This window comes from Vibrio sp. 10N.261.52.A1 (assembly GCF_002876325.1).
Taxonomy (GTDB): domain Bacteria; phylum Pseudomonadota; class Gammaproteobacteria; order Enterobacterales; family Vibrionaceae; genus Vibrio; species Vibrio chagasii.
On sequence record NZ_MCYD01000439.1, the window covers coordinates 1 to 357 of the forward strand.

1 protein-coding gene is annotated in these 357 nt (G+C 33.9%); it reads left to right on the forward strand.

All coding sequences use genetic code 11. The annotated features are described in order from the left end of the window. A partial coding sequence (locus BCT81_RS05260; protein WP_133152563.1) for a PTS transporter subunit EIIC occupies nt 1–357 on the forward strand: 357 nt, incomplete at both ends.

Below are 357 nucleotides of genomic sequence, written 5' to 3' on the forward strand. Positions count from 1 at the left end.
CAGGCCTTATATCTATTTTTTAAAAATATTACTTGGTTTTTTGGAATTAATGGAGCAAATTTCATTGGGGAATATGAACTATATGCACCGCAAGGATCATTAGTATTGACTAGTTTTCTTGACCAGTATTCTGCTCTGGGCGGTTCGGGGAGTACGTTGAGTCTCGTCATCTGTATGATTTTGTGTTGGAACTATAGGTATAAAGCATTAGGTTCGATATCACTTTTATTTGGCATGTTTAATATTAATGAACTTGTTATTTTCGGTGTTCCGATTATGTTGAATCCATTCATGATGGTACCCTTCATATTAATACCTATAGTTCAAGCTCTAATAGCTTACTGTTTTCTAAGTTTA